General features: G+C 55.4%; 15 protein-coding genes. 2 read left to right on the top strand and 13 right to left on the bottom strand.

The features are described from left to right. Positions 1-40: 40 nt before the first annotated feature. From MNU25_RS12030 to MNU25_RS12020, 3 genes are all read right to left on the bottom strand, one after another. Positions 41-1024 (bottom strand): DnaJ C-terminal domain-containing protein, encoded by a 984-nt coding sequence (locus MNU25_RS12030; RefSeq protein WP_240985294.1) that lies wholly within the window; start codon positions 1022-1024, stop codon positions 41-43. A 226-nt stretch (positions 1025-1250) separates the two neighbouring features. Beyond that, positions 1251-3011, bottom strand: a complete 1761-nt coding sequence (locus tag MNU25_RS12025; protein ID WP_240985293.1) for a phospho-sugar mutase — start codon at positions 3009-3011, stop codon at positions 1251-1253. 279 nt (positions 3012-3290) lie between these two features. After that, on the bottom strand, positions 3291-3863 hold the full coding sequence (locus MNU25_RS12020) for a flavodoxin family protein (RefSeq protein ID WP_240985292.1): 573 nt from the start codon (positions 3861-3863) through the stop codon (positions 3291-3293). Between the two features lie 1040 nt (positions 3864-4903). Between MNU25_RS12020 and dapG the strand changes: the two genes are divergently transcribed. Beyond that, the gene (gene dapG, locus MNU25_RS12015) at positions 4904-6130 is read left to right on the top strand and encodes an aspartate kinase (RefSeq protein WP_240986823.1); all 1227 of its coding nucleotides are present in this window, start codon (positions 4904-4906) and stop codon (positions 6128-6130) included. Between the two features lie 186 nt (positions 6131-6316). Here the strand turns inward: dapG and MNU25_RS12010 are convergent, their stop codons facing one another. Then, complete coding sequence (locus MNU25_RS12010; protein WP_306425092.1) at positions 6317-7261, bottom strand: S66 peptidase family protein; 945 nt, start codon at positions 7259-7261, stop codon at positions 6317-6319. A 1219-nt stretch (positions 7262-8480) separates the two neighbouring features. Here MNU25_RS12010 and MNU25_RS12005 point away from each other — a divergent pair. Beyond that, a complete protein-coding gene (locus MNU25_RS12005) occupies positions 8481-9668 on the top strand; it encodes a THUMP domain-containing class I SAM-dependent RNA methyltransferase (protein WP_240985291.1) in 1188 nt (395 codons plus the stop codon). Positions 9669-9901: 233 nt separating this feature from the next. Here the strand turns inward: MNU25_RS12005 and MNU25_RS12000 are convergent, their stop codons facing one another. The 9 genes from MNU25_RS12000 to addB all read right to left on the bottom strand — a co-directional run bounded on the left by MNU25_RS12000 (position 9902) and on the right by addB (position 25552). After that, a complete protein-coding gene (locus MNU25_RS12000) occupies positions 9902-10654 on the bottom strand; it encodes a hypothetical protein (protein ID WP_240985290.1) in 753 nt (250 codons plus the stop codon). 433 nt (positions 10655-11087) lie between these two features. Beyond that, positions 11088-11423 (bottom strand): biotin/lipoyl-containing protein, encoded by a 336-nt coding sequence (locus MNU25_RS11995; protein WP_240985289.1) that lies wholly within the window; start codon positions 11421-11423, stop codon positions 11088-11090. Between the two features lie 39 nt (positions 11424-11462). After that, a complete protein-coding gene (accC, locus tag MNU25_RS11990) occupies positions 11463-12977 on the bottom strand; it encodes an acetyl-CoA carboxylase biotin carboxylase subunit (RefSeq protein WP_240985288.1) in 1515 nt (504 codons plus the stop codon). A 12-nt stretch (positions 12978-12989) separates the two neighbouring features. Continuing rightward, the gene (locus MNU25_RS11985) at positions 12990-14537 is read right to left on the bottom strand and encodes an acyl-CoA carboxylase subunit beta (protein ID WP_240985287.1); all 1548 of its coding nucleotides are present in this window, start codon (positions 14535-14537) and stop codon (positions 12990-12992) included. 38 nt (positions 14538-14575) lie between these two features. Next, complete coding sequence (gene mce / locus MNU25_RS11980; RefSeq protein ID WP_240985286.1) at positions 14576-14989, bottom strand: methylmalonyl-CoA epimerase; 414 nt, start codon at positions 14987-14989, stop codon at positions 14576-14578. A 303-nt stretch (positions 14990-15292) separates the two neighbouring features. Beyond that, a complete protein-coding gene (locus tag MNU25_RS11975; protein WP_240985285.1) occupies positions 15293-15697 on the bottom strand; it encodes a cobalamin B12-binding domain-containing protein in 405 nt (134 codons plus the stop codon). A gap of 11 nt (positions 15698-15708) precedes the next feature. Continuing rightward, positions 15709-17382, bottom strand: coding sequence for an acyl-CoA mutase large subunit family protein (locus MNU25_RS11970; RefSeq protein WP_240985284.1), 1674 nt, complete (start codon positions 17380-17382; stop codon positions 15709-15711). Between the two features lie 149 nt (positions 17383-17531). Beyond that, positions 17532-22013, bottom strand: coding sequence for a UvrD-helicase domain-containing protein (locus tag MNU25_RS11965; RefSeq protein ID WP_240985283.1), 4482 nt, complete (start codon positions 22011-22013; stop codon positions 17532-17534). Then, a complete protein-coding gene (addB, locus tag MNU25_RS11960; protein ID WP_372503687.1) occupies positions 22010-25552 on the bottom strand; it encodes a helicase-exonuclease AddAB subunit AddB in 3543 nt (1180 codons plus the stop codon). Before addB ends, MNU25_RS11965 begins: the two co-directional genes overlap by 4 nt. Positions 25553-25700 lie beyond the last annotated feature (148 nt).

Genomic DNA, 25700 nt, shown 5'->3' with positions numbered 1-25700 from the left:
GCGCAATCCCCGAGGGCCAGTCCGTGATCCGGCCGACGCCTTAGTGTCGCTTGTCCGCAAGTTTGCGCAGGGTTGCAATCTCCTCTTCACTCAACTCAGGCAATACGATCTTAAGTTGGGCATAAAGGTCGCCGTGTTGTCGGGGCTGTTCCAGTTTCGGCATCCCTTTCCCCTTAAGGCGGAACCTCTGCCCGCTTTGGGATAAAGGCTGGACTTTCAGGAGTACCTCTCCGTTCAAAGTCGGCACAGAAACCTTCCCCCCCAACACCGCGGTATACATGTCCACCGGAAATTCGACCTTCAAGTCATCCCCGTCCCGTTCAAAGAGGGAATGCGGCAGCACGGTGATCATCAGATACAGGTCTCCCCGGGGGGCACCGCCCAACCCGCTTCCCCCCTGCCCGGCCAAGCGTACCTTGGAGCCGGTGCGCACACCTTTGGGAATCTTGGCCTCAATCCTCTTGTTCCCGGTCTCAATGATCCGAGTCGTTCCGTGATATGCCTCTTCCAAAGTGACCTGGACTTCGGCCTCGGCATCCTGCCCCGCCTGATACGGACGCCTTCGCCTCGCCCCGGGACCCGGCCTGAAGCCTTCGGCGCCGCCCATACCAAAAATACTGGAGAAGAAATCCGAGTATCCCGCTCCCTCGAACCCACCTTCAAAACGACCGTGTCCCCCCAGGTCCCCGAAAATCTCGGCAAACTCCTCCGGCGACATGGTGCGGGTGTAAGTCCTTTCCCCCGGCCTGGCCTGCCAGCGATCCCAGTCAAAGTTCCCCCGCCCGCCTCGGGCTTGCCATTGCTGGTAATTCTGGCGCAACTCGTCATATTTTTTCCTGTTCTGAGGATCGACCACGGCCTGGTAAGCCTCGGTCACTTCCTTAAACTTTTCTTCCGCTTTCTTGTCTCCCGGGTTGACATCCGGGTGATACTTTTTCGCCAATTGGTGGTAGGCTTTTTTGATCGCCTTTTCGTCCGCATCGGCTGGGACACCCAAGATGGCGTAATAATCTTTGAACTCCATACGAACCACCCCTAAAACTCAATTCCGAAAAAAGCCGCACTATTACCCTGTTATTATATCCGCCCACAGAGTTAAGGTCAATAAAGGTCAGACATCTTGAAGGAAAATTTTTCTCAACAAGAGAGCAAAGAAAAAGGAGAAACCCGTACTAGGTTTCCCCCAAAAAATCCATAACATGATTAAAGCGCAGAAAGTCTGGAAACACCGTCGCAAACTCGGACCTGTCTTACCCTTGTGCGCCTTGCAGCCGGGCCAGAATCGCCCGCACCCGTTTCAGCCACTCGCTTCTCACCCGTTCGAAGCTCGCATCAAGGACCTTGGGATCCTCGTTCTTCACGGAAAAATAGAATTTGATCTTCGGTTCCGTCCCCGAAGGCCTGGCCATGACAAACCCGCCGCCTGCGAACGAAAAACGCAAAACGTTGGACTTCGGTAAGACCAAGGGATAGGTTCTCCCGGATTTTAGGTCTCTTCCCTGCCTGAGTTCGTAGTCGTCCCTCCGCTCTACCGACAAGCCGCCAATCGTCAGAATCTCCTCTTCCCGCAAAGTTTGCATGATTCGGGCCATCTCCTCCCGCCCCTCTTTTCCGGGCAAGGGGAAGGACTCTTGACCTTCCTTGTAATGGCCGAACCGGGCGTAAATTTCCTGAAGGACTTGCCAGATCGTGCGCTCCCCGTTTATCTTGTAATAAAGAGCCGCCTCTGAGAAGAGAACTGCGGCAATGACCGCATCCTTGTCGCGGACGAAGTCGCCCGCCAGATAGCCGTAGCTTTCTTCAAAACCGAATTGAAAGACCCCCCACCCGCCTTCTTCCATCTCCTTTTCCTTTTCGGCGATAAACTTAAAGCCGGTCAAGACATTCTCGACCCCGACGCCCAATCCCTCCGCCACTGCATCCGCCAAATCGGTAGAGGCTACGGTCTTAATAATCCGGGCTTTCTCGGGCAAAAGGCCGAGTTTCTTTTTTTCCGAGAGCAAATAGTAGGTAAGGAAGACGCCCGCCTGATTGCCGCTCAGCTGCCGGTAGGGTCCGCCTAGATATTCGCGCGCAACCACACCCAAGCGATCCGAATCCGGATCTGTCGCCAAAAGAAGGTCCGCTTGGCGCGCTTCTCCATACTTGCGGGATAGGTCCAAGGTCGAGGGGATTTCCGGATTGGGGTAAGGCACCGTCGTGAATTCCGGATCCGGTTTTTCTTGCTCCGGAACCACAAAGAGCTCTGACAACCCCAATTCGCTCAGGGCTCGCCGCACGGGCACATTGCCTGCTCCGTGCAAGGGAGTGTAAACAATGCTCAGCTCCCGCCCGTGTTCGCGCAGCAGATCCGGATGAAGTGCCAGTCCCTTGACTTTGTCCAGATAAACCTGGTCGACTTCCGCTCCGACATAGTGTAAGAGTCCCCGGGCCAGCGCTTCCTCCTCGGCCATGGGCTCCAGGCCCAGCCAATTCTCACGCGCTTCAATCTTGGCCAAGATAGCGTCCGCTTGTTCGGGGGGCACCTGTCCCCCATCCTCCCAGTACACCTTGTAACCATTGTATTCTTTGGGGTTGTGACTGGCCGTAATCACGATACCCGCCACAGTATGCAGGAAACGCACCGCAAAAGACAGCTCCGGCGTGGGACGAAGGGCATCAAAGAGATGAACATGAACCCCGTTGCGCGCCAAAACCAAAGCGGCCTCCAGGGCAAACTCGGCGGAATAGCGCCGCGAATCGTGAGCAATAACCACCCCGCGGGCTTTTGCCTCAGGTCCGTACTCGCTTATGTACTCGGCCAAGCCTTGCGTCGTTTTGCGGATGACATACTTGTTCATCCGGTTGGTTCCTGCCCCGATGATGCCCCTCAAGCCACCGGTTCCAAACTCCAAATCCGTATAAAAGCGGTCCTCAATCTCCCCGCGGTCTGAGAGTGCCAAAAGTTCCTCTCGCGTCTTCTCGTCAAAATAAGGGTCGGTAGACCATAATTGGTAGCGCTCCTCAATCACTTTTGTCGACTCCTTTCTCTGAACTATGCGCGCCGGACATCTCTAGAACAGGCGCAAAACGAGCACGGCGGATGTGCTCAAAACAGAGCTTTTCCGCAACAGTATAGCATATTTCGTCCGAGCAATCCTTCTCTTACCGCCGGGGGGACAAAAATTCTGCGGATCCCACTTTGGGCCCAACAAGCCATGATTCTGCGGACTTCGCTTTGGGCCCAACAAGCCGTGATTCTGCGGACCCCGCTTTGGGCCCAACAAGCCATGGTTCTGCGGACTTCGCTTCTAGCTCAGTAAAAGCGTGACTGCATCCTGAACCCTCTCCGCCGCCCCGGGTATTCCGACAATCTCGCCCGCTTTGTCAACGCCGGGAAAAAGGCACTCCCCCCCATACTCTACCTCAACCATGTTGAAAAATACCTGAATCGATTTCCGGGCACAAGCAAAGACATCTTTCAGCTTTGTTCCGGCGGTTGAGACAAAAAGACCGCGTCTTTCCGCCCGGTCCGCGACCACGGTATGTAACAGGTATTTCCGGGCCCAAAACGGCTGCATCCGGTCAATCATCGCCTTCGTTTGGGCATTTAAACCCATGAAGAAAATGGGGGTGGCTACGATGATGCGGTTGGCCGCCAAGATTTTCTGCTGCAGTGCCTGCATATCGTCCCGGATCACACACTCCCCACCGCTTTCGCAGGCCCCACACCCCCGGCAGGGCGAGTAGGTGAGTTTCGAAAGATAAATCGTCTCCGTCCGGTGCCCCCGTTCTCTTGCTTCCTGCATCGCTTGTTCCAACAACCAAGCGCTGTTACTCCCTTGGCGTGGGCTGCCCGCTATCCCCAAAACCAAATGAGTCATTGTCCAACTCGACTCCTTTCGTGGCCTGACAGTTACGCATTTTCTTGACTCCCGCACAGAACGAAAGCTCGCCTGCGCTAAGCCTCAAATCTCTCTCAAGGCCATACCTTTGTGCTGGTGTCTCCTTAAAATTGTGCCATCCCCCATATCACTGCATCGGAGCCGGGAGCCTATGTAAAAGCGAGTTCCTCACACGCAAGGAACTCGCTTTCATAATTGTTCAGGATTCATTTTAAAATAATCTCCTTCAGATTAATTATTTCTCCCCGAACGCGCATCTCTTGTCGGCTGAAGGTGTTCTAAGCCGACCGAAGCCAAGATGGCCTCAATGATTTTCTTTTCGTTTTGGCTCATACGTTTTCCTCCTTTCTTGCACCATTCCTTTCACGGTAATAGTAATATTATATCTGACTTGAATCCGTTTAGCAAGAGGTTTCTTCCAAAACCTTGTTATTTTTTCCTCTTTGTCCCACACCTACTCGCCTTTTTCACTCAAGCCACCTTCATCCTTCCTTACACCGCTTACCGGCCACGCCTTCCAATGACTGCTCGCGATATGCTTAATCCCCTGTTTGCGGCTGACAATCAACTTGATGCTTCAGACAAAATGTATCCTGTAACTGCTCTCCCCGGCTTCTCATATACTGGATAGTAGTCTATGGGACACTGCCATGAAAGAACACGGAAACAACTGAGCCAAAAGGAATTCACGTAGCAGCTATTGGCAGTAACGGCTGGTAGCTTACATAGTCGGAGGGCCGATGCGAAAACGCTCCTTGCGTTCCCGGGATGATGGTCGCGTCTACAGTATCTGAATACGCTCGATCAAGTGACACCAGTGATCCTGGCGCACAATGGCCAAAAGGGCTTACCACTGCCCCATTCGAACTCACAACCTATAACGCTCCACAGTTCCCTTTTGTGTAACGAAAAGGGTTCTCTTTAATAATAGGCAAAATGCAGTACAAATTTAGGATCAGGGGTGGCGTGTCATGACAGGCGAGTATTCACAATCGAACCGGGAAAAGGGGGTTAAAGAGTTGCGAATTCTGATACAAAAATTTGGTGGAACCTCTGTGGCTACGGCGCAAAGAAGAGCCATAGTGGCCTCAAAAGTTTCTGAGGCGGTTCACAGCGGATATTCCCCGGTTATCGTCGTCTCTGCAATCGGTCGCTCGGGGGATCCATATGCAACCGACACTTTTCTGAGTATCGTAAGAGGCATCTGTTCCGAATTATCAAATCGCGAATCCGACCTTCTAATAAGTTGCGGAGAAGTGATTTCTGGGGCTATTTTGGTAAGTACATTGAGTAGTCTGGGATTTAAAGCAACGCTGTTCACAGGATGGCAAGCAGGGATTATTACTGATGACAAGTTTGGGGATGCCAGAATCATACGGGTAGAGCCCGGTAAAATCCTGGAACAACTGACTCAAGACAAAATAGTGGTCGTCACCGGCTTCCAAGGCATAACAGAAAACGGCCAAATTACAACTCTTGGACGAGGTGGGAGTGATATTACCGCTTCGGCCCTGGGAGTCGCTCTTAATGCCACAGCGATAGATATTTACACTGATGTTGAGGGAATTATGACGGCGGATCCCCGGATTGTGGAGGATGCGCAGACAATAGATACCGTGACCTTTAATGAAATATGTCAAATGGCATACCAAGGGGCAAAAGTCATCCATCCACGTTCTGTGGAAATTGCAATGCAACGAAACATCCCGCTGAGAATCAAATCGACCTTTTCAGACGGACCGGGAACACTGCTTACTCACATGTATCCGGCTCGGAAGACCGGACCCGGCACTACCTCAGACCGTGCTATTACAGGAATTGCACATACGCCCAATATCGTACAACTCCGGGTCCTGAAAGGAGACAGTAAAGATCATCGTCTTATGAGCCAAAAGATATTTAAAGCGATGGCCCTTGCCGATATTGGCATTGACTTCGTCCGTGAACAACCTACCGCCGTATTCTATACGGTTCAAGATGAGGTGGCCCCCGAGGCCATCGACATCCTAAGCAATCTAGGCTTTCAGGCTGACATCGTTACGAGTTGTGCCAGAGTATCTGTTGTAGGTTCGGGAATTACTAACGTCCCCCGTATAATATCACAACTGGTAGAAGTGCTCGCCGAAGCGGGGGTCACTGTCCTCCAATTAGCGGATTCACACACTTCTATCAGGGTGTTGGTTCGCAAGGAAGACATGGTAGCGGCGGTCCAAACCCTACATAAGAAGTTTTGTTTACGCGTTTAAGGCGACGGGCACATTCCATGGGCCCAGGAATTCTTTCAAACCCGGAGGTTTGGGGGTTTCTCAATTAAGAAAGCTTGCCTCGCTCCCCGCGCTTAGGCTTCGGCGCCAGTCGGCTCGTTATACGCCCGTGCTATACGCCTGTGCGGAGTTTTCTAGAGGGTTCTTGTCAGATGCTTCGCTTTTGCTTTAAATATTCGCCTTGGCCGCACTCTTCTTGATAGAAAGCGTACAACTGTCAGCATCAAGAACCGCTTCTACGCCAAACGGAACGGTTATTTTGGGCTGGGAATGCCCGGCTTTAAAATTATAGATAGCAGGTTTCCCAAAAGGGGCAATAATTCCTTCGACGAGATCCATTAAGGATAAACTCGGTTTGCCTTCTTCGGGAACACAGTTATTCCAATCACCAATAATTACTCCGCTGCATTGGGCGAATTTCCCAGCCAATCTAAGCTGTGTCAGCATTCTATCCACCCGATAAGGATGCTCATCAATGTCTTCAAGAAGCAGAAGCTTGTCCTTGGTATCTATCTCATAGGGGGTACCCATTAATGCCGAAATCAGTGAGAGGTTGCCACCGACGATTGGACCGCTTGCCTTTCCTTTCGTGAGACATTTAATCGGTTCACCTGACGGGTTATTCAGCATATCCAGCGGTCCATTTGCCGTAATTGCTTTCAGAAAACTCTCCTTTGAGAAAGCGTCGAAGTCTGGAAGCATATCGGTAGTTGCCATGGGCCCATGAAATGTTACAAGGTTGCACATCTTGTTAAAGGCAAGGTGAAGGCAGGTGATATCACTGTAGCCCACAAATACCTTAGGGTTCCTCGCGATCGTCCTATAGTCCAGTTTATCAAGAATCCTCAGCGCCCCATAACCACCTCTCATAGAGATAATACCGGAAATCAAGGGATCGGCGAACATCGCATTCAGATCGTTAGCCCTAACTTCGTCGCAGCCGGCCAGGTATCCGTAACTCCCGCGGCAACTTTCCCCCACCTTTACGTTGAATCCCAATTCCAGTACTTTAGCTACCGCCGCATCAACTATTTCCGGCTTAGGAACCGGGCCGGATGGGGCAACCAGACCGACAGTTTCCCCTTTTTTAAGCGCTCTCGGTTTGACCATCATAGTAAAATCAGCTCCTTCTGATATCAAAGTTAAAATAAGCGAATTTCCGCCACGGACCGACTGACCGGCTGCGAAACTTTTGTCTCACCTGGAACTCACCCTCCTTGTAAGATAAGTATAAGGGTACACTACATTAGGCTTGTAAACCCGAAGCGCCTGTGGGTAAGGTAAAGAACGCCGAGAAACAATAGTGCAAGTCCTCCGCAGATCGCAAAAGTCGTGCGCGCCAGAAAAAGACAGGCAAGACAATACCCTCAATCGAAGACGAATGAGAGTATACGTCTAAACAACTTGGCCAGAACGAAAAGTCTCCCCGGCCTTCCGAAGGCCCGTACCGTCAGCTAAAAAATCGCAAAGGAGCCGATGAGGACTGGCGTCCTTCGATTCGGGAGGTATCGGGATAAAGCGATTGGAATGCCCTCGCCTATGGTCCGCCAAGGCCTGAAACAAGCCACAACAAACAGAGACCGTTTTGCGCTGGCAAAACGGTCTGGATTCTGAAGATATAATCCCGCAAAGCTCCTCCACCACTGAAAGATGAAAAATGAACCTTTGGGAACCTTTTACACGATCATCCACTGAGTCCCAAACGGGGCCAATCTGAATTGCTGAATTGAAAGCTTGCTCCGCTAAACGGAGTATCGACGCCGACGTTGAAATCCTCAAGACAGAATCGGCTGATCTAACTCAACCTTACCTGAACAGACCTCTCGCTTAATTCTACAGCTTCCTCCTACTGAATTGAAAAACCACCGAGAGCCATGAAGAAGACTAACCGACTTTTGACATCTCCCACGATTGAACGAACGCGTCACAGGACAGACTGACTTGGAGGAACTTTGCGGGAAAAGGTTCTGTATGACTTCTTCACTATCTGTAAGCCTATTATCTCTCCGCCCAACCCCATTGTCAAGGGGTATCCAAGCCGCCGTGACAATATTCTTCGCCCTCCCTCTGACCAGAGAGCTTAGCCTGATGCCCTCGGCTTCAGCCATAAGGAGATTTTGTATCGGCGCAGGTCCGGGCGGCTTGCCAACGGTGAGGATCCCCTATATGCTATAAGCTATATGATTCACTCCCCGCCGGTAAAGAGGGGCTTTCTGCCCGCCGGGAAAAACCCATGACTCAGAAGTCGAGAGAAGTAGTTATTGAAGGGGAACGAGTTACGAATTAAACAGTTTACAAGTTTGTTATGTTATCGAAAAAGAGGTGCTCTCACGTGTCCAAACTCAAGTTGATCGCCACCTCGGCTTTCGGGGTGGAATCCGTCGTCGCCCGAGAGTTGCGGCAGCTGGGTTATGACCAATTGTCCACCGAAAACGGCAGAGTTACCTTTACGAGTGATGAACTGGGCCTGTGCCGTTCCAATCTCTGGTTGCGCACTGCCGAAAGAGTCTTGCTCCAGGTGGGGGAATTTTCCGCCCGGACTTTCGAGGAGTTGTTTCAGCAAACCAGGGCCCTGCCTTGGGAAGAATGGCTGCCTGCTAATGCGCTTTTCCCCGTAGAAGGAAAATCAATCAAGTCTCAACTTCACAGTGTTCCCGACTGTCAGGCCATTGTTAAAAAGGCCATTGTGGAAAGGCTGAAGAGAAGCTACAAATTGGAGTGGTTTCCCGAGGACGGCCCCCGCTACACGGTGGAAGTCGCTTTACTCAAGGACACGGTCACCCTCACCCTTGACACTTCCGGCGCCGGCCTGCACAAACGCGGCTACCGTCAGTTGGCCGGACCGGCACCCTTGAAAGAAACATTAGCCTCCGCCATGATCCTCTTGAGCCGCTGGCAACCCGAACAGCCCTTGCTGGATCCGTTCTGCGGCAGCGGAACGATTCCTCTGGAAGCAGCCTTGATAGCTCAAAACCGGGCCCCGGGCCTAAAACGGAATTTTGTCAGCGAACAATGGCCCAACTTGCCCAAACAGCTGTGGCAGGAGGCCTGGCAGGAAGCATTGGACCTATGGCAGCCTTCTTTACCGCTCCGCATCTTCGGTTCGGACATCGACCCCGAAGTCTTGCGCTTAGCCCGGGTTCACGCTCAAGAAGCCGGGCTCGCGGAACAGGTTCATTTTCAGCGTTTGCCGGTTGCTCAAGTGCGCTCGCGTTTTGATTACGGTCACCTGATCACTAACCCTCCTTACGGAGAGCGTGTGGGGGAAAAATCAGAGGCTGCTCTTCTTTACCAAGAACTGGGGACTGTTTGGCGCAATCTCGCCACTTGGTCCCTGCACTTTCTGACCACTGAGCGAAAGCCCGAACAATACATAGGAAAGCGTTGGGACAAAAGCCGCAAGCTCTACAACGGGCGTTTGGAATGTCACTACTTCCAGTTCTTCGGGCCGCGCCCGCCAAGCCCAAGGCGTATACAAGATTCCGGCAAGGTGTCGTCCCCCGCTTCCCAGCTGGACTGAGTTTCCTGATCAAGCGGGCCGCACCCGGGGTAACCCGATATTGTATGAACCGCTTCACCCGCCCCCGAGCCTCCGGCAGGGGGCAGTTCGCAGCCGGGCAACAAACGCTTGCCTTAGATACTGGGCAGATACTGGGCAGATACTGGGCAGATACTGGGCGATACTGGTTCCGCCTTTCCTAACCTATGCCCCCGACACCCACATCGGGCTTGTCTCTGACCCCCGTCCGCTTTCTAACTTAAGTACCTCACTGGCGGTTCCCCCTTGAAACTTTTGATGTCCCCGAGAGCCCGCCGCACCTCGTTCTCCGGCCCTTCGACCGCTATGGTCACCGCGCCCTCCGATCCCCCTACGCCGCCGGCGGCAATGGCGCGTGCTTCGAGACCATAGAGGAGACCGAGAGCCGTGAGTTCCGTAACCACAGTCGCGCCCAACATGGGAATCAGACCGACCTTTTGCCCCAAAGCCTCGTCCGGGAGCGGAGTCAAGAACTCAAGGGCTGTGCGCACGTCGGGCACCATTTTTTCCAAGCCGATGGGAACGATTAAGGGGATTCCCCGGGCCAGGAGGATTCCCTGGGCAAGACCTATGGTCCCGCCGGCGGAGTCGGATACCATGACCGCCGCCAAACCGGTGTGGTCGAGGGCATTTCCTCCCTTAATAAAGACGTCACCGGCTTGCATGTTCGGCAGGTACTCTTTCCAGTGTATGGCCAAAGGCCGGCCTTTCTGCACGACAAAAGGATGAGTGGGGTCGGGAGCGGAACTCAAACCGGTTTTACCCTCAGTGACAATTCCCACCGTGTAACCGGTCTTATCCGGCACCTTCCGGTTGAGAAGTTCTTCCGCCACAAATGCGTTCGTCGTGCCCCCGGCAATAATGATCGTATGTTCGGCCAAGGCCTTCTTCACGGCGGGCAGGGCCTTCACTCCTTTGGCGATTAACCGTTTGGACTCACTGGATGTCAGGGTAAATAGAGCTTTCATATTATTTTCTACCTCCCGGTGATTAATCAGGGCCTTACCCCCGGCTTGGGTCTGACATCATCGCGTTATATACCTTTATATACCTTATATATCTTTATATATCTTTATATATCTTTATATATCTTTATATATCTTTATATATCTTTATATATCTTTTATATATCTTTATATATACCTTTTATATACCTTTGGCGCCGTCGTCGAAACACCCCTTCGCCTGTTCGCCAGTATTCTCTGAGCAAAAGCCTTCACTCCTTCCCCGCTTGGAAGCGGACCTCTTTATGAAAGCTGCCGCACTGATAAGGAGGTCCGACCTCACAAGCCTTCTTATAACACAATCCGACTCAACATGCAACCAAGAACCATCCTTCTGTCAGGGTCTTGTTACAGTCAGGTTTCTCTCTGCCGTTTCAACCCGGTTGCGACTGCATCTTCAGACAATGACCACGAGCAGTTCCCCGGCCCCAACGCCCTGCCCCTCTTTCACCAGGACTTCTTTGACCACACCGCTCCGGTCCGCCGGAATTTCATTCTCCATTTTCATGGCCTCCAAGGTCAGGAGAGGCTGCTCGCTCCGGACCAAATCTCCCGCCTTGATCTTGACGGCTGTCACCACACCCGGCATCGGCGCCACGATGTTTCCGTTCCCAGCCGAGGGCTGGGACGAAAACGACTTGGGCGACGGCCCTTGACTCGGCTTTTCTTGGCCGATTTCTTCTACTTCGACTTCGTATTCCTGACCGTTGACTTTAATCCTGAATTTTTTCATATCTCTCTCCTCCGCCACCCATTTTTCCCGCCCCACTTTTCAAATGCCTCCCATGCGCTCGTAAAGCCCGGCCAGACGCCACGAAGAACAGTTCCTGCCTGTGGGGCGGATCTTTCTCAGGACCCACCCCTCGCCGCTGTTCACCCCATACATTCTCAGAGCCGCGCTGATAGCTGCCACGACTTCAGGGTTCATCCCCGCCGGCGAAACGGCATTGTCTGTGTTTTCCGTCATTTTCCCGGCAATAAAGCCGGTATCAAACTCCCCGTTTTGGAAATCGGGATGAAGCAATATTTTAAGGTGAAAAGGGATCGTAGTTTTGACGCCGCGCACTTCGAATTCCTCTAACGCCCGCCTCATCCGGCCCAAGGCTTGGTTGCGGGTCCCGGCATGAACCAGGACTTTAGCGATCAAGGAATCATAAAAGGGGGACACCGTTTCGCCCCCAAAGACAGCAGTATCCACCCGTACGCCAAACCCGCCCGGCAGACGGCAGAAAGTGATTTCGCCTGGGGACGGCAGGAAAGTTACCGGGTCTTCGGCGTTAACCCTGCATTCCATGGCCCAGCCGTTCAGACGAATGTCCGCCTGACTGTAACCCAAAGGCTCTCCGGCCGCGATGCGAATTTGCTCCCTGACCATATCCAGACCCGAGACCAATTCAGTCACCGGGTGCTCGACCTGGATGCGCGTATTCATCTCCATAAAATGAAAATTCCGGTTCTTGTCGAGAAGAAACTCGATCGTCCCTGCTCCTTGATAGCCCACCGCTTTGGCAGCCGTGACGGCGACCCTTCCCAACTGTTCCCTCAAGGTGACGTCAACAGCCGGGGAAGGCGACTCTTCAAGCAGTTTTTGATTGCGCCTTTGGATGGAGCATTCCCGCTCACCCAGGTGAACCGCGTTACCGTAATTATCAGCCAGGATTTGCACCTCAATATGCCGGCAACCGCCGAGGTATTTCTCCAGGTAGAGCTGCGGATTGCCAAAGGAGGCCAGGGCCTCCGAACGGGCCGCTGCCAGGGCCGCTCCGAGTTCTCCCTCCTGCCGGGCCAGGCGCATACCTCTGCCTGCGCCCCCGGCCACCGCCTTGACCAATACGGGAAAACCGATCCGGCGGGCCACGCGGAACGCTTCCTCTTCGCTTTCCAGCACTCCCTGCGTGCCCGGTGTCACCGGGACGCCGGCCGCAAGCATGCTTTCCCGTGCCCGCGCCTTATCCCCCATCCGCTCCATGGCCTGGGCCTCCGGCCCGATAAAAACCAGTCCGGCCTCCCGGCAGGCAACCGCAAACTGCGGGTTTTCCGCCAGAAAACCGTAACCGGGATGGATGGCCTCGGCTCCGGTCTTCAGGGCGGCACTCACCATAAAGTCAATGTCCAGGTAACCGCGCACGCCCGGGGCTTTTACTGCCTCATCGGCCAGCCGCACGTGCAGGGCGGCCTGATCGACTTCCGAATAGACTGCGACTGTCTTTATGCCCATTTCCCGGCAGGTCCGGATAACCCGTACGGAAATCTCCCCCCTGTTGGCCACTAAGATTTTACTGAACAACTGCCTCATCTCCTAAAAGGGAATATTGCCATGTTTTTTTCTGGGCCGGGTTTCCCGCTTTTGCAGTGACATATGCAAGCTGTCGATCAAACGCCGCCGCGTTTCCCGCGGATCGATCACGTCGTCCACCAGTCCGCGGGCAGCCGCCACATAGGGGTTGGCGAACTTCTGCCGGTACTCGTCCGTCCTTTGCCGCATCATCGCCGCGGGGTCGGCGGCATTCTTGATCTCATCCCGGAAAATAATATTGGCCGCCCCGTCCGGACCCATGACCGCAATCTCCGCCGTTGGCCAGGCCAGGGCCACGTCGGCTCCCAGGGAACGGCTGCACATGGCCACATAAGCGCCTCCGTACGCCTTGCGCAGGATCAGAGTGATTTTGGGAACGGTCGCTTCGGAATAGGCGTAAAGGATTTTGGCGCCGTGACGAATGATCCCCCGGTATTCCTGGTCCGTACCCGGCAGAAAACCGGGCACGTCTTCCAGCGTAATCAGGGGAATATTAAAACAATCGCAAAAGCGGACAAAGCGGGCGATTTTGTCTGAGCCGTCGATATCCAGGCAACCGGCCAGGTATTTGGGCTGATTGGCCACAATTCCTACGCTGATGCCGTCTAAACGGGCAAAACAAGTCACCACATTCTGGGCAAAGTACTGGTGAACCTCGAAAAGGTCTCCACCATCCACCGTCAAACGGATGACATCCCGCACATCGTACTGCCGGGTCGGCTCCAGGGGTACGACGCGGAGGAGTTCGTCCTCCCGGGCAACCGAAGCCACCGGTTCCACCCAGGGCGTCTCCTCCATATTGTTTTGAGGAATATAACTGAGCAGATGCCTGACCCTTTCCAGGGTATCCTCTTCGTTTTGCCCCATAAAACTGGCGACCCCGCTCACCCTGTTGTGGGCTAAAGCACCTCCCAGTTCTTCAGTGCTGACATCTTCCCCCGTGACCGACTTGATTACCTGAGGTCCGGTAATAAACATCTGGCTGGTTTGTTCCACCATGAACACAAAATCCGTAATGGCCGGTGAATAGACGGCCCCGCCGGCACAGGGCCCCATGATCACGGAAATCTGGGGAATCACCCCTGACGCCAGAGTATTACGGTAAAAAATATCCCCGTAAGCGGAGAGAGCGTTTACCCCTTCCTGAATTCGCGCCCCCCCTGAATCGTTCAGGCCGATGAACGGCGCCCCGTTTTTCACCGCCAAGTCCATGACTTTACAGATCTTTCGCGCGTGCAGTTCGCCGAGCGCCCCTCCAAACACCGTAAAATCCTGAGAAAAGAGAAAGACCAAACGTCCCTCGATCGTGCCATACCCAGTTACAACTCCTTCTCCCAGATTTTCCACGTCCGGTTTGGTAAAGTCGCCAGTCTCCCCCTTCGTGAAAGCATCCGTCTCTACAAAGCTGTTTTCGTCCAGAAGCAGTTCTATCCTCTCCCGGGCCGTGAGCTTGCCATTGTCGTGCTGTCTTTTGATGCGCGCCTGTCCCCCGCCCAGCTTCACCGCTTCCCGCAAGTGATTCAGTTCCTGCAATTGCTTTTCAATGCTCAACAGTATTCCCTCCATAATCTCCGGCCCGCTGCACAGGTTTAAGAACGCTCTACCAGCTCAATCAGAGTCCCCAGGGTTCCTTTGGGATGCAGAAAAGCAACCCTGCTCCCGCCGGCTCCCGGTCTAGGCTCTTCGTCAATGACTCGGAATCCCTGCTCTTTCAACTCCCTCAGCTTTCCCTCGATGTCTTCCACAGCCAGGGCTAAGTGGTGCACCCCCGGTCCTCGCTGGGCCAAAAACTTCCCTATCGGACTGTCCGCCTGGGTCGGCTGCAAAAGTTCCAAACGGGTCCGGCCCAGAGGCAGGACAGCGGTATTGACTTTTTGTCCGGGTACTTCCTCACGGCCTTCACAAATCAAACCCAGTCTTTCATAAAGATTAAGGGCTTCCTCCAAATCCGCTACGGCAATTCCAATATGGTCAAGATGATCCGGCTTGAACTGACCTTTCACAAGTACTCCTCTCCCCTCAGGAACTCAATGACCTTTTCTCGGGAACATTTTGGTCGCATGCGTCTCCATGTCACACGCGTCTCTGTGTCACATGCGTCTCCGTGCTCGGATGCATCTCTGTCTCGAAGGCATTTGCCTGGATGCATCTCAATATTGAGTTGCTCTCTCATACCGCTTTTCCGGAGCCGCCGGTGAGACCAAATATTCACTTTAGAATTAACTTCTGAACTCATCCTAAGATTCCCTCTAAGGGAATCTTCTGAAATAATCTGAAATAATCTGAAATAAGTAGTGCAGGTAAATTCACCCCTGCCGGGCCAGTTGCTGAACAAAACGGACGATTTCAGCAGTCACAGTTCCGGGGCTGAATATTCTCCTGATTCCGGACTTCTCCAGGAAGTCCCGGTCTTCATAAGGAATTACCCCTCCCGCTATGACCGGGATATCTTCCGCTCCTTCCGCTGCCAACAACTCCGTTATTTTCGGAAGAAGGTGCTTGTGCGCTCCAGATAGAATGCTGATCCCGATCGCCTGCACGTCCTCTTGCAAAGCCGCTTCCACGATTTGGGCCGGCGTCTGGCGCAAGCCTGTGTAAATCACTTCCATTCCCGCATCCCTCAAAGCCTGAGCGATAACTTTTGCCCCTCGGTCGTGCCCGTCCAATCCCACTTTGCCGATCAGAACCCGAATTCTCCGCTGGTCCTCCATCTCCTGCCCCCCTAACCTCTGACAAAACTATCCTTCTCATAGGAACCGAATACTTCGCGCAAGACGCCGCAGATTTCTCCCAATGTAACATAATCGCGCACCGCGGCCATCAGATAGGGCATAAGGTTCTCTTCCCCTGCCGCCGCCCTCTGCAGCTGCTCCAAATGGGCCTTCACCACAGCCGCACTCCGTCCTTTTTTCAGAAGAGCCAGTTTTTCTTTTTGATCAGTTTCCACCTGGGGATCGGTTCGCCAAAGTCCTTGGGGAGGAGTTTCCTCACCGGCAAATTTATTGACCCCGACGACCACCTTTTTTCCCTGCTCGATCTCCATTTGATAGCGATAAGCGCTGGCCTGTATCTCCTTTTGTTGGAAACCCAACTCGATGGCCCGCACCGCCCCCCCAAGTTCATCGATTTTGTCCAGCTTACGCCAGACCTCCTCCTCCAGGTCGTTCGTCAACTTTTCCAGCAGGTAAGATCCGGCCAGGGGATCCACGGAGTCCGCCACTCCCAATTCGTGGGCAATCACCTGTTGGGTGCGTAAAGCCAGGAGGGCCGAACTTTCCGTCGGCAGAGCCAACGCCTCATCCCAAGCATTGGTATGCAGGGACTGTGTCCCGCCGAGAATCGCACTCAGAGCCTGAAACGCAACCCGGACGGTGTTCACCTCCGGCTGCTGGGCAGTCAAAGTCGAACCGGCGGTTTGGGTATGAAAACGCAGCATCAAGGATTTCGCGTCGACAGCCCCAAAACGTTCGCGCATGATTTTTGCCCAAATGCGCCGGGCAGCCCGGAACTTGGCGATCTCTTCGAAAAAATCAGCGTGGGCGCCGAAGAAAAAGGAAAGACGCGGAGCAAAATCATCCACCTTCAGTCCGGAGTCGATGGCTGCTTGAACATAGGCGATTCCGTCCGCCAGGGTAAAAGCGACTTCCTGCACTGCCGTGGCTCCCGCCTCCCGAATATGATAGCCGCTGATGCTGATCGTGTTCCAGTTGGGCAGATTTTGAGCGCAATACTGGAAAACGTCGGTGATCAACCGCATAGAAGGGGCCGGAGGGAAAATATAAGTTCCCCTCGCCATATACTCTTTCAAAATGTCATTCTGAATCGTCCCGACCAGTTTCTCTGGCCCAATCCCCCGCTTTTCCGCCACAGCGACGTACATAGCCAGCAGGACGGCGGCCGGGGCATTGATGGTCATCGACGTACTGACTTTGTCCAGAGGGATCCCGGCGAAGAGAACCTCCATATCGGCCAACGAGTCTATGGCTACCCCGACTTTGCCCACTTCTCCCTCTGCCAAAGGGTCATCCGAGTCATAGCCGATTTGAGTCACGAGGTCAAAAGCCACGCTGAGACCGGTCTGACCCTGCGCCAGAAGGTATTTGAACCGACTGTTGGTTTCCTCCGCGGTACCGAAGCCGGCATACTGACGCATTGTCCAGAACCGGCCCCGGTACATGTTCGGGCGAATTCCCCGCGTGTAGGGATACTCCCCCGGAAAGCCCAAATCCTCCGCATAATCCATCCCCTCCAGGTCTGACGGGGTATAGACCCTGGCAATGGACAGATCCGAATCTGTCCGGAATGTCTCCTGGCGTTCTGCGTTCTTTCCTCCTCGGAAATGACGCTTTTCCCAAATCTCCTTCTCTGTGGCCAGGCCACCGCCGCCTTCTTCCATTTTTCCTCCCCTTCCCACTGTCGCAAGCCCTTTGTGCCGAACTGCAAACGGCCTCTATTTTTTCCCGCGCAGAACACAATAGATTGTTTTTTCTATCATACCAAAATTTTGCGTCAACGTTAAGGGGTTATGCAAAGGCCTTGCTCTTTTTACTCTTTCCGGAGCAAAGCCCGCAGGGGAGCAAGGGGAAGCACCACTTCCCGCTCCGGCCCGAAAGCGTAGAGTGTGACCCGCTCCACTTCCACCCGCAGAAGCTTTTCCGCGGCGGCGAGATAATAAGCCATCTGCAGACTATACCGTTCCTTCAAGATCTTCCTCACTTCGTCGCTTACCTCCGGACCCGAACTCTCATCTCCATCGCCGACCGCTCTCGTCTGGCTCCGTCCGCCTGCCGGCAAATGATCGGTTTTGTAATCGACCAATTCGACCTTCTGCCTGCCGCAGCCGGGCTCGGGGTTCACCGGAAAGATCAGGGCATCCATTACCCCTTGAACCAACTGGGGCAAACCGCCTGCTTCCGTCGGCAGCGCCAAGGTGAAGGGAACCTCCCGCCTCACTTCTTGCGCGGTGAGCATACGTTCTCCCAAAGGGCCGCAGAAGAAACGCACGATACTTCCCCAAGGCAGTGAAGCCGCTTGTTGGGGTTCAAGGATTTCTTTCTCCGCCAAAAAATGCCGGTAGTCGCCCACCAGTCGAGCCAGGACGGATGGTCTTGCCCCCGTCGGCCTGCCCGCCAAACGCTCCGCCCAGAGCGCCAGCGGAATGTGCTGCATGGCGCTGTGCAGGGCAATTCCCCGTTCGGCGGCTGTCGGCTCTTTTTCCCCCTGCAGAAATTTAGGTCTCAGGACCGGCCGAGCCGCTCCCGGATGCGGGGACAAGCCATCCCCGTCCGCAGATTCCTCAAATTGGCGGCGTTTCAATTCACTGACACTCGTCTTAGCCGGTTCGACCGCTTCCTTTTGCCACGGATAGACCCAAGCCAGTCGTCTGGCAATCTCCGTCTCATAATCCTTAACGGCTTTTTCCGCGTACCCCTGCTCAGGTTTTTGCGCGTACTCGTCCTCAGGTTTTTGCGCGTACTCGTCCTCAGGCTTTTGCGCGTACTCGTCCTCAGGCTTTTGCGCGTACTCCCGCTCAGGCTTTTGCGCGGCGTCCCCAACCGTTCCTTCTTCCGCCCTGTTCCCGGACCCGTAAACGGCCCCGTCGGGAGCCGCGCCCCCTTCCTGAGCATCCGACGCCTCTCTCGTCTGCTCCCCGGCTGTCACTTCGCCTTGTCTTTCCTCGACCCCGAGGACTGGCCTGCCGTGCACACCATCCCCTTCCCGGGCGTCCGCCGTAGCGGCCTTTCCATCCTTGCTCAAGACAGCGGAGTCTCCCGTCACTTCGCCCAAAGCCCGTTCCTCTTCCCCGCAGCCCCGGTGAATGAAGACCTGCCAGACGGAATCCTCCCCGGCAAACGCGCCTTCGGCGCGTCCCGCCGCTGACCCGAAAGGCTGTTGTGGATGCCGGGCCAAAGCCGGCCCGATCCAATCCAAAAATCTGCGGGCTCCGCGCAACCGGCCGGCCGGCAGTGGGTCTTCTCCGTGTCCCGCCTCGGAGCGCCATTGCGCCAGAGTTCGGTCAAGATTGGCAATGCTGCCGTAAAGAAGGAGTTTCTCCTTGGCCCGCGTGAGAGCGACGTAAAGGAGCCTCAGCTCCTCTGCCAGAAAGTCCCTGCTCAAGCGCTGGCGCAGCGCCTGATGGATAAAAGAAGGGTAGCGCACACGGTGTTCAAAATCCAGAATCGGAAGGCCCAAGCCGAGATCTGGATGGATGAGCACCGTCCCCGCCAGGTTGATCGTATTGAAAGCCCGGCCCAAACCCACTACAAAAACCACGGGAAACTCCAAACCTTTGCTGGCGTGAACCGTCATGAGCCGCACGACGTTTTCCTTCTCGCTCAGATTTCTGGCCTGCCCCATGTCCTGCCCCTCTTCCCGAAAGCGCTCAAGGAAACGCAGAAAGCGGAACAGTCCGCGATAATGCGTTTGTTCAAATTGGCAAGCCCGATCATAGAGGGCCTCGAGGTTAGCCAGGCGCTGGGCCCCGCCCGGGAGAGTCCCGCAGTAGGCGGGATAACCCGTTTCCCGGTAAATGAGAGTGATAAGATCCGCTAAGGAATTGTAGACAGAGTAATCACGCCAACTCCGAAGACGGCGCCAAAATCTAACCGCTTTCTCCTTAACCTCCCGGGGCAGGCCGTGTGCCCGCTCCAAGAGCACGGGCCAAGTGGGCCGGTGACTCATCTCGGAATCATCTTCCCTCCCAATGTAAGTCTCTGTCCCAAGATCATCTTCCCTTCCGGGATAATCACCCAGCCCCGGGCATCTCTCCCTCCCGGAGCCGTTATCCCGGTCAATCTCTGCCCGGGATTGCCCCGCCTCCAAGGTCCCCGGTCCGGCGATCCCCTCCAGCTCTCCGGCCCGGGCCGCCAAGGTCAAAGGTTCGTAAAAGTCCCCCTCGGGCCAAAGGGCCCGCAATTTGCCGAGCTCGCTGCCGTTGAAGCCCGCGAAAGCCGACCGGAGCACCGCTGCCAGCGGAATATCCTGCCTCGGGTTATCGATGACCCGCAAGAGAGAGATAACCGTTTCCACTTCGCCGGCCGCGAAATAGCCGCTTCCCGTTTCAGCAAAAACCGGAACGCCGGCCCGGTTGAACTCCTCCACATAAAGCGGTCCGACTGAGGCCTGAGAACGCTGCAGGACGACGATGTCGCTGTAGCGCACCCCCCGGTACCTTTTCAACTCGGCGTCATAGACTTTGAACTCGCCGCCCTGTTCGACCATGGTCCGGATTCTTCGTGCCACCAGGAATGCCTCCTGACGGTTGGAGTCCCTTTCTTCCTCTTCGGGAGGTTCCCCGTCCCCTCCGGCCGAGGTTTCGGCAGCACCGGCTTTATCTGCGACACCCTTTTCCACTGCGCCTGCTTTATCTGCGGCCTCATGTTCCCCTGCGCCGGTTACCTCAGTGCCGCCTCCGCCGGACTGCGCCGCCGGGTTTTGCGGAGACAGCAAGTGAACCTCGATCGGGCCCTCCGCTGTGGTTAAGCCCGGCGTGCTCCCGGCATAAGCCGCCCCGTACCGCAAGGCCGCCCGTTCATCATAGGCGATCTCTCCCGCTTCCTCTGTCATAATCTGACGAAAAAGAAAGTTGACCCCAGCCACAATTTCCCGCCGGCTGCGAAAATTCTTGGCCAGGTCAATGACCAGAGACTGAGACTCCCTCGGCAGGCCCGGACCGCGCCAATGGGGAAAAGTACGGTATTTGGCCAGAAAAAGGCCCGGATCGGCCATGCGAAAACGGTAAATACTCTGCTTCACATCTCCCACCAGGAAAAGGTCTTTCCCGGTGCCGGCGATACACCGGATGATCCTTTCCTGGACCGCATTAATGTCCTGATATTCATCGACCAAGATTTCCGCGTATTCCTTCCGCAAAGTCTCCGCAACCCCGTTGCGGTCTGTCAGGAGACGCAAGGCAAAGTGTTCCAAGTCCTCGAAATCCATGATGTTGCGTTGACGTTTAGCCCGGGCCAAAGCCGCGGCAAAAGCGCCGGTCAATCGCACCAGCCCATCGACCGGACGAGCCATTTTATTCAGGCCCCGCACCTGGTCGGACAGTTGCCAAACCCTCTCCTTTTTCCAAGCCTCAAAGCTCTTCTTGGCGGCGTCACGCCAATGCTTGACCTCTTCAGTCAGTTGGGAATTCTTGTTCCCGCGCCGCCCGGGCAGGCGGCCGAAACGCACATTCTCAATCGCCTTAGCAAAAAGCCCCCATTTCTCCTCCGCGACGATCCGCATAAGTTCCCGCATTTGCTCCCGGTCTGCCGCCAGGGTTTCCCGGTAATTGGACGGACCATCCGCCCTCAAGGCCAAAGTTTCTGCCTGGCTTAACAAGGAGATGATCTCCGCTAACCTGTCCCTGATGCCCTCTTTCACACTTTGCCCCCAAGGACTCCCGAGCAAGGCAAACTCATCCGCCCAAGAGTAGGCCCGGCACAGGCTGCCCAACCAAGCCTCCGGCTCAGGCTGACTGCGGGCGAACTCGTAAAGACGCAGCACTTCCGCCATCAGGGGCTCGTCCCCCCGGTCTGAGCCAAACCCTTCGACCAACTCGAGAAAGACGGGGTCCCCCGCCTCATAGTTGGCCTCGAAAACGGCGGCCAACACATCTTGCTTCAGGATCCCAATCTCCTCCTCGCCTGCCACCCTCAGGTCGGGATCCAACTCCAGGAAGTAAAAATAGCGACGGATCAGATCAAGGCAGAAAGCGTGCAAATTCGTAATCTCCGCCCTGGGCAAGAGATTTAATTGACGCTGCAGGCGTTGCGAATCCTCCGGAGTACTCTCGGCGAAAAGCCGATCTTCCAAAGTTTGGCGTATTCTGGCGCGCATTTCCTGAGCAGCCGCCTTGGTAAAAGTTACCACCAGAAACCGGTCCACGTCCACTGCCTGCGCCCGGTCCAAAATACGCCTCAGCAACCGTTCCACCAGGACTGCGGTCTTGCCGGAACCGGCCGCCGCCGCCACCAGGATTTCACCCCGCTCCCCGATGGCTGCTTCCTGTTCCGGCGTCCACTTTTTCTCGCTCATTCTCTCGTCTCCTCTAACCAAAACAGTTCTTCGGCATCCGATCCCTCGGGCTGCCCCGGAGCGGGTTTTCCGGCGGCGGCGTCCTCCCGCAGTCTTTGCCAAATCTCCGCGTTCGCGAGCTTGGGCAGATGGCGGTAGCCCTCTTCAAAATGGCACACCGGCCGGTACGAACAATAGCGGCAAGCGGTCGCCTGGCCCAGCTTGAAGGGACGGATCCCGATTTCCCCTGCCAGAATCCGCTCTCCCGCGTCTCTGACAACCCGCCCAAGATGTGTGCGCAAAAGGGCAAACTCCTCACTGCTCAAGACTTTGCCTCCCTGCCTCAGAGTACCGTCCTTATTCATTTTCAGGCGCAAGAGATCGGACTCGCCTTCGGCCAGACGTCGGTCCATAGCTTGCAATACCGCCTGATCCGCCAAAAGGTAACCGTCAACTTTAATGGCCTTCAGCCTTCGTTCCTCCAGCTCGTCGTCCGCCAGCGGCAGTTCGTGATCAAGCACGGGGTCGACTACCGGGAAATAGAGGAAACCCGCCGGCAAAACCTCCCCCGCCTGAGCCGCTTCCGGCCCCAAAATTTCAGCGGTCCGGCGTAAAAGCACTCCTGCGCCTTGGAGAGCGGCATCCAAATAGGTAATCAACTGTACGCTCAAACCATGGTAGACTCTCTCCAAACTCAAAACCTGCTCGTGCGACTTGTAGTCGACGACCCGCAGGTAGACTTTTCCCTCCAGACAGGCCGCGTCGACACGGTCAATCTGTCCCACCAAACGCAGCGAGTTATCTCCGGATAAAGGAATTTCAGCGGTCGGCAACCCCGACTCACCGAAGGGCAACTCCAAACTCACAGGCACGAAACAACCCCGCCGGGCATGTTCCGCCAAGACAGAGACGGCCCGATGCACGGTCTTTTGCAGTCTCCGAGTCAAGAAGCGATAGCGGGCACTGCTAAGCAGAATTTCATGTTGGAGCTCCGGGGCCGCCAAATCTGTCAACCGGCTGAGTATTTGCCAGGATTCCTCTTGACTGAGCCGACCCCAGTCCAATCCCTCCCGGCGGACGGTCCGGGCAAAGTCATGTAACAGGCGATGGAAGAACAGCCCCAAGTCCGGGCCGGCTAAACGATGAACCGACCGTTCCCGCAAATGCAGCCCGTAACCGGCAAAATGGGCAAAGGGACAGCCGTTAAACATCTCCAGCCGAGAAACACTGAGCCTGAGCCTGCGGCCATAGAGGGAGCGGGCCAGAGCCGGCGGAAGGTTTTCCTCCTTCCGCCTTTCCGGCTTCCCCGCTTCCAGCAACCCTGCCAAAGGCGCCCATTCCGGTTGCGAGAGGAACCAGCGCCGGGCCGCCTGCCAGAAGGGCGGCAACTCGCCGCCGGCTTCCCCCAGCTTGAGCGCATAAGTCCGAAACAGCGGCTGTGCCCGGCATATTTCCTCGAGACTTTCCTCTTTTTGCCCCCAAAGTTCTTCACGGAGAAACGGGAACATGCTGCGCAGGCGTTTGACGATGGGGGCGGCTAACATACCTTTACCATCTTCATCACTCAAAGAGTAGCTGAGCACAACTTGTTCCCCGGCCCTGGTCAAGGCGGAATAGAGAAAAAACTGTTCATCCGCCCAGCGCACCTGCCCTGACGGAGCCAGCTCCAAGCCGTACCGTGCCAGTTCCTCTCGTTCCGACTCCACGAAAATGCCGTGTTCTTGAGGACGAGCCGGAAGCACCCCCTCGTTGGCACCCAAAAGGAAGAGAACCCTCACTTCGGGGTTGCGCGAGCGTTCCAAAGCCCCCGCCAAAACCTGATCAAGGGCAGGAGGAATTAAGCCCAGTTGCAGGTTCTCCGTACCCGAAGCCAAGATCTGGGCGAAGTCCTCCAGACTCAAGCACTCTTCGCCCAAGCCGGCAACCATTTCATCCAGGACGTTGAGCACTCCCTCCCACATCTGCAACTGCAGACGCCCCTCCTCAATCCGGCCGCAGGCTTCGGCGAGGGCGGAGTGCTGAGTCAGCTGCGCGGGAATCTCCATTTCCTCCAGCAAAGCATAGACTTCTTCCGCCTGCCGGCGAACCGTCAAAGGTTCCCCGCCGTTCAGGCCTTCATTGAACCGGGCCAAAGAGCGCAGGACCGTCTGCCTCGCTCCGGCTATGCGAGCGGAAACTTCGTTTTCAACCTTTTGGACTTGTGCCAGACCATCCGGGGCCGTCCCGGTTGGCGATGACGGCCATTCCCTGTCCTCAAACCAGCGCCTGCCGGAAATACCCCGTTCCAAACAATAGTTTTCCAAACAATCCACCGCATCTCGGCTCAAGGGGAAAAAGCCGGTCTTCAGACAGCGAAAGACCGCTTCGAAGCTCCAGCCGCCTGCGACAGTTTCCAAGGCACTCTGGATAAACTCCGGCAGCGGATGGTGAGCCACACTCCTTTTTTGATCGAGAAAAAGCGGAATATTATATTCTCGGAAAACATCTTCAATTATACGGGCATACCCGGGCATGTCCCGAGTGAGCAAAGCCATCTCGTACCAATGCAAACCCTCGTCCCGGGCCAAACGGAGGACTTCCCTCGCCGTACCCTCCACCTCCGCCCGGCGATTGGGAGCAGCCGCGATCCGGATTTCCCTCCGGCCCCGATCCCCGTCGGGTTGAACATAAACCTGAACGGGATAAGAGGTATAATACCGTTCCAGATGCTTCAAGATCGGACCCTTGAACCTGCGCCCACCGGAGAGATGAACGCCGGTCAGGATTTCCGAACCCTGGGCAAACGCGATCCGCTGCAAAGCCAAATAAGTTTGCCAAGGTGTCAAAAACAGTTCCTGCGCGGGCTCCGGACCTTCGCTTCCGAGCAATCCCGGCTCCAGGGGCAGACTGACAGTCACCAGGGAACACACCCGCAACAGCTGTTCAATAACCCCAAGTTCTTGGGGAGTGAATCCCTTAAAACCGTCCAGCCAGACCTCGGCTTGACACAGGCTGGGGATTTGCGCGAGTCTGGCGCTCATGAGCATCAGGGCATCGTCCGGGTCCCTTAATCCCCTTCCCAGCATCTGTTCGTATTCCCCGAAGATCAAGGCCAGATCTTTGAGTTTCTCCGCCAGCTTCCCGTCCGCGGCCTCTGCCGTCCGCTTCAGGTCCTCCGGCTTTAGCCGGTAAGCCTTGCACCCGGCAATAGTGCGCGCCAAAAGGTCGGCCATTCCCTGCCGTTTGGCGGATGGGGCCAGAACACTCAGCTCCCCTTGCTTCTGCAAGAGGATCCGGCGCAGCACCATGCGCTTGCCCAACTCGCCCAGCGCCGCCCCCAGTCCGCCCCCGCCCTCGGAAAGCACCCGCCAGCCCAGACGGCGAAAGCTTAAAACCTGAGCCCTCAGCATTCCCCCCAGATCGGGGGTGGCCGCCAAGCGCAGTTCCATTTGATAAGTGGCTTGTTCCGGAACCAGCAAGAAAAGGCCCGCACCCCCGGGGTCTTCCCGCACTCGGGCACGGATTTCTTCAAGGCAAAAATGGCTCTTGCCGCTGCCCGCCCTTCCTAAAACAAAACGCAAAGCCAAAGGCCCGTACCCCCTTCTCGTTTATGTTCTGATTATAACACACGCGAGCGGACAAGGCCGTGCTCTACCGGCCGCATTTGCCGCCTTGTTGAACATAGAAGGGAAAGACAATATAATCAGCGTTGAAGGGGTGCGCAAACAA

It is taken from the genome of Acididesulfobacillus acetoxydans, assembly GCF_902729405.1.
Classification (GTDB): Bacteria; Bacillota; Desulfitobacteriia; order Desulfitobacteriales; family Desulfitobacteriaceae; genus Acididesulfobacillus; species Acididesulfobacillus acetoxydans.
This window is presented reverse-complemented; position numbering and strand designations above follow the sequence as displayed.

Coding starts and splice junctions, on each gene's coding strand:
- MNU25_RS12030 (WP_240985294.1), bottom strand. CDS start 1,024: ATGGAGTTCAAAGATTATTACGCCATCTTGGGTGTCCCAGCCGATGCG.
- MNU25_RS12020 (WP_240985292.1), bottom strand. CDS start 3,863: ATGACTCATTTGGTTTTGGGGATAGCGGGCAGCCCACGCCAAGGGAGT.
- MNU25_RS12010 (WP_306425092.1), bottom strand. CDS start 7,261: ATGATGGTCAAACCGAGAGCGCTTAAAAAAGGGGAAACTGTCGGTCTG.
- MNU25_RS12000 (WP_240985290.1), bottom strand. CDS start 10,654: ATGAAAGCTCTATTTACCCTGACATCCAGTGAGTCCAAACGGTTAATC.
- MNU25_RS11995 (WP_240985289.1), bottom strand. CDS start 11,423: ATGAAAAAATTCAGGATTAAAGTCAACGGTCAGGAATACGAAGTCGAA.
- MNU25_RS11975 (WP_240985285.1), bottom strand. CDS start 15,697: ATGGAGGACCAGCGGAGAATTCGGGTTCTGATCGGCAAAGTGGGATTG.
- MNU25_RS11970 (WP_240985284.1), bottom strand. CDS start 17,382: ATGGAAGAAGGCGGCGGTGGCCTGGCCACAGAGAAGGAGATTTGGGAA.
- MNU25_RS11965 (WP_240985283.1), bottom strand. CDS start 22,013: ATGAGCGAGAAAAAGTGGACGCCGGAACAGGAAGCAGCCATCGGGGAG.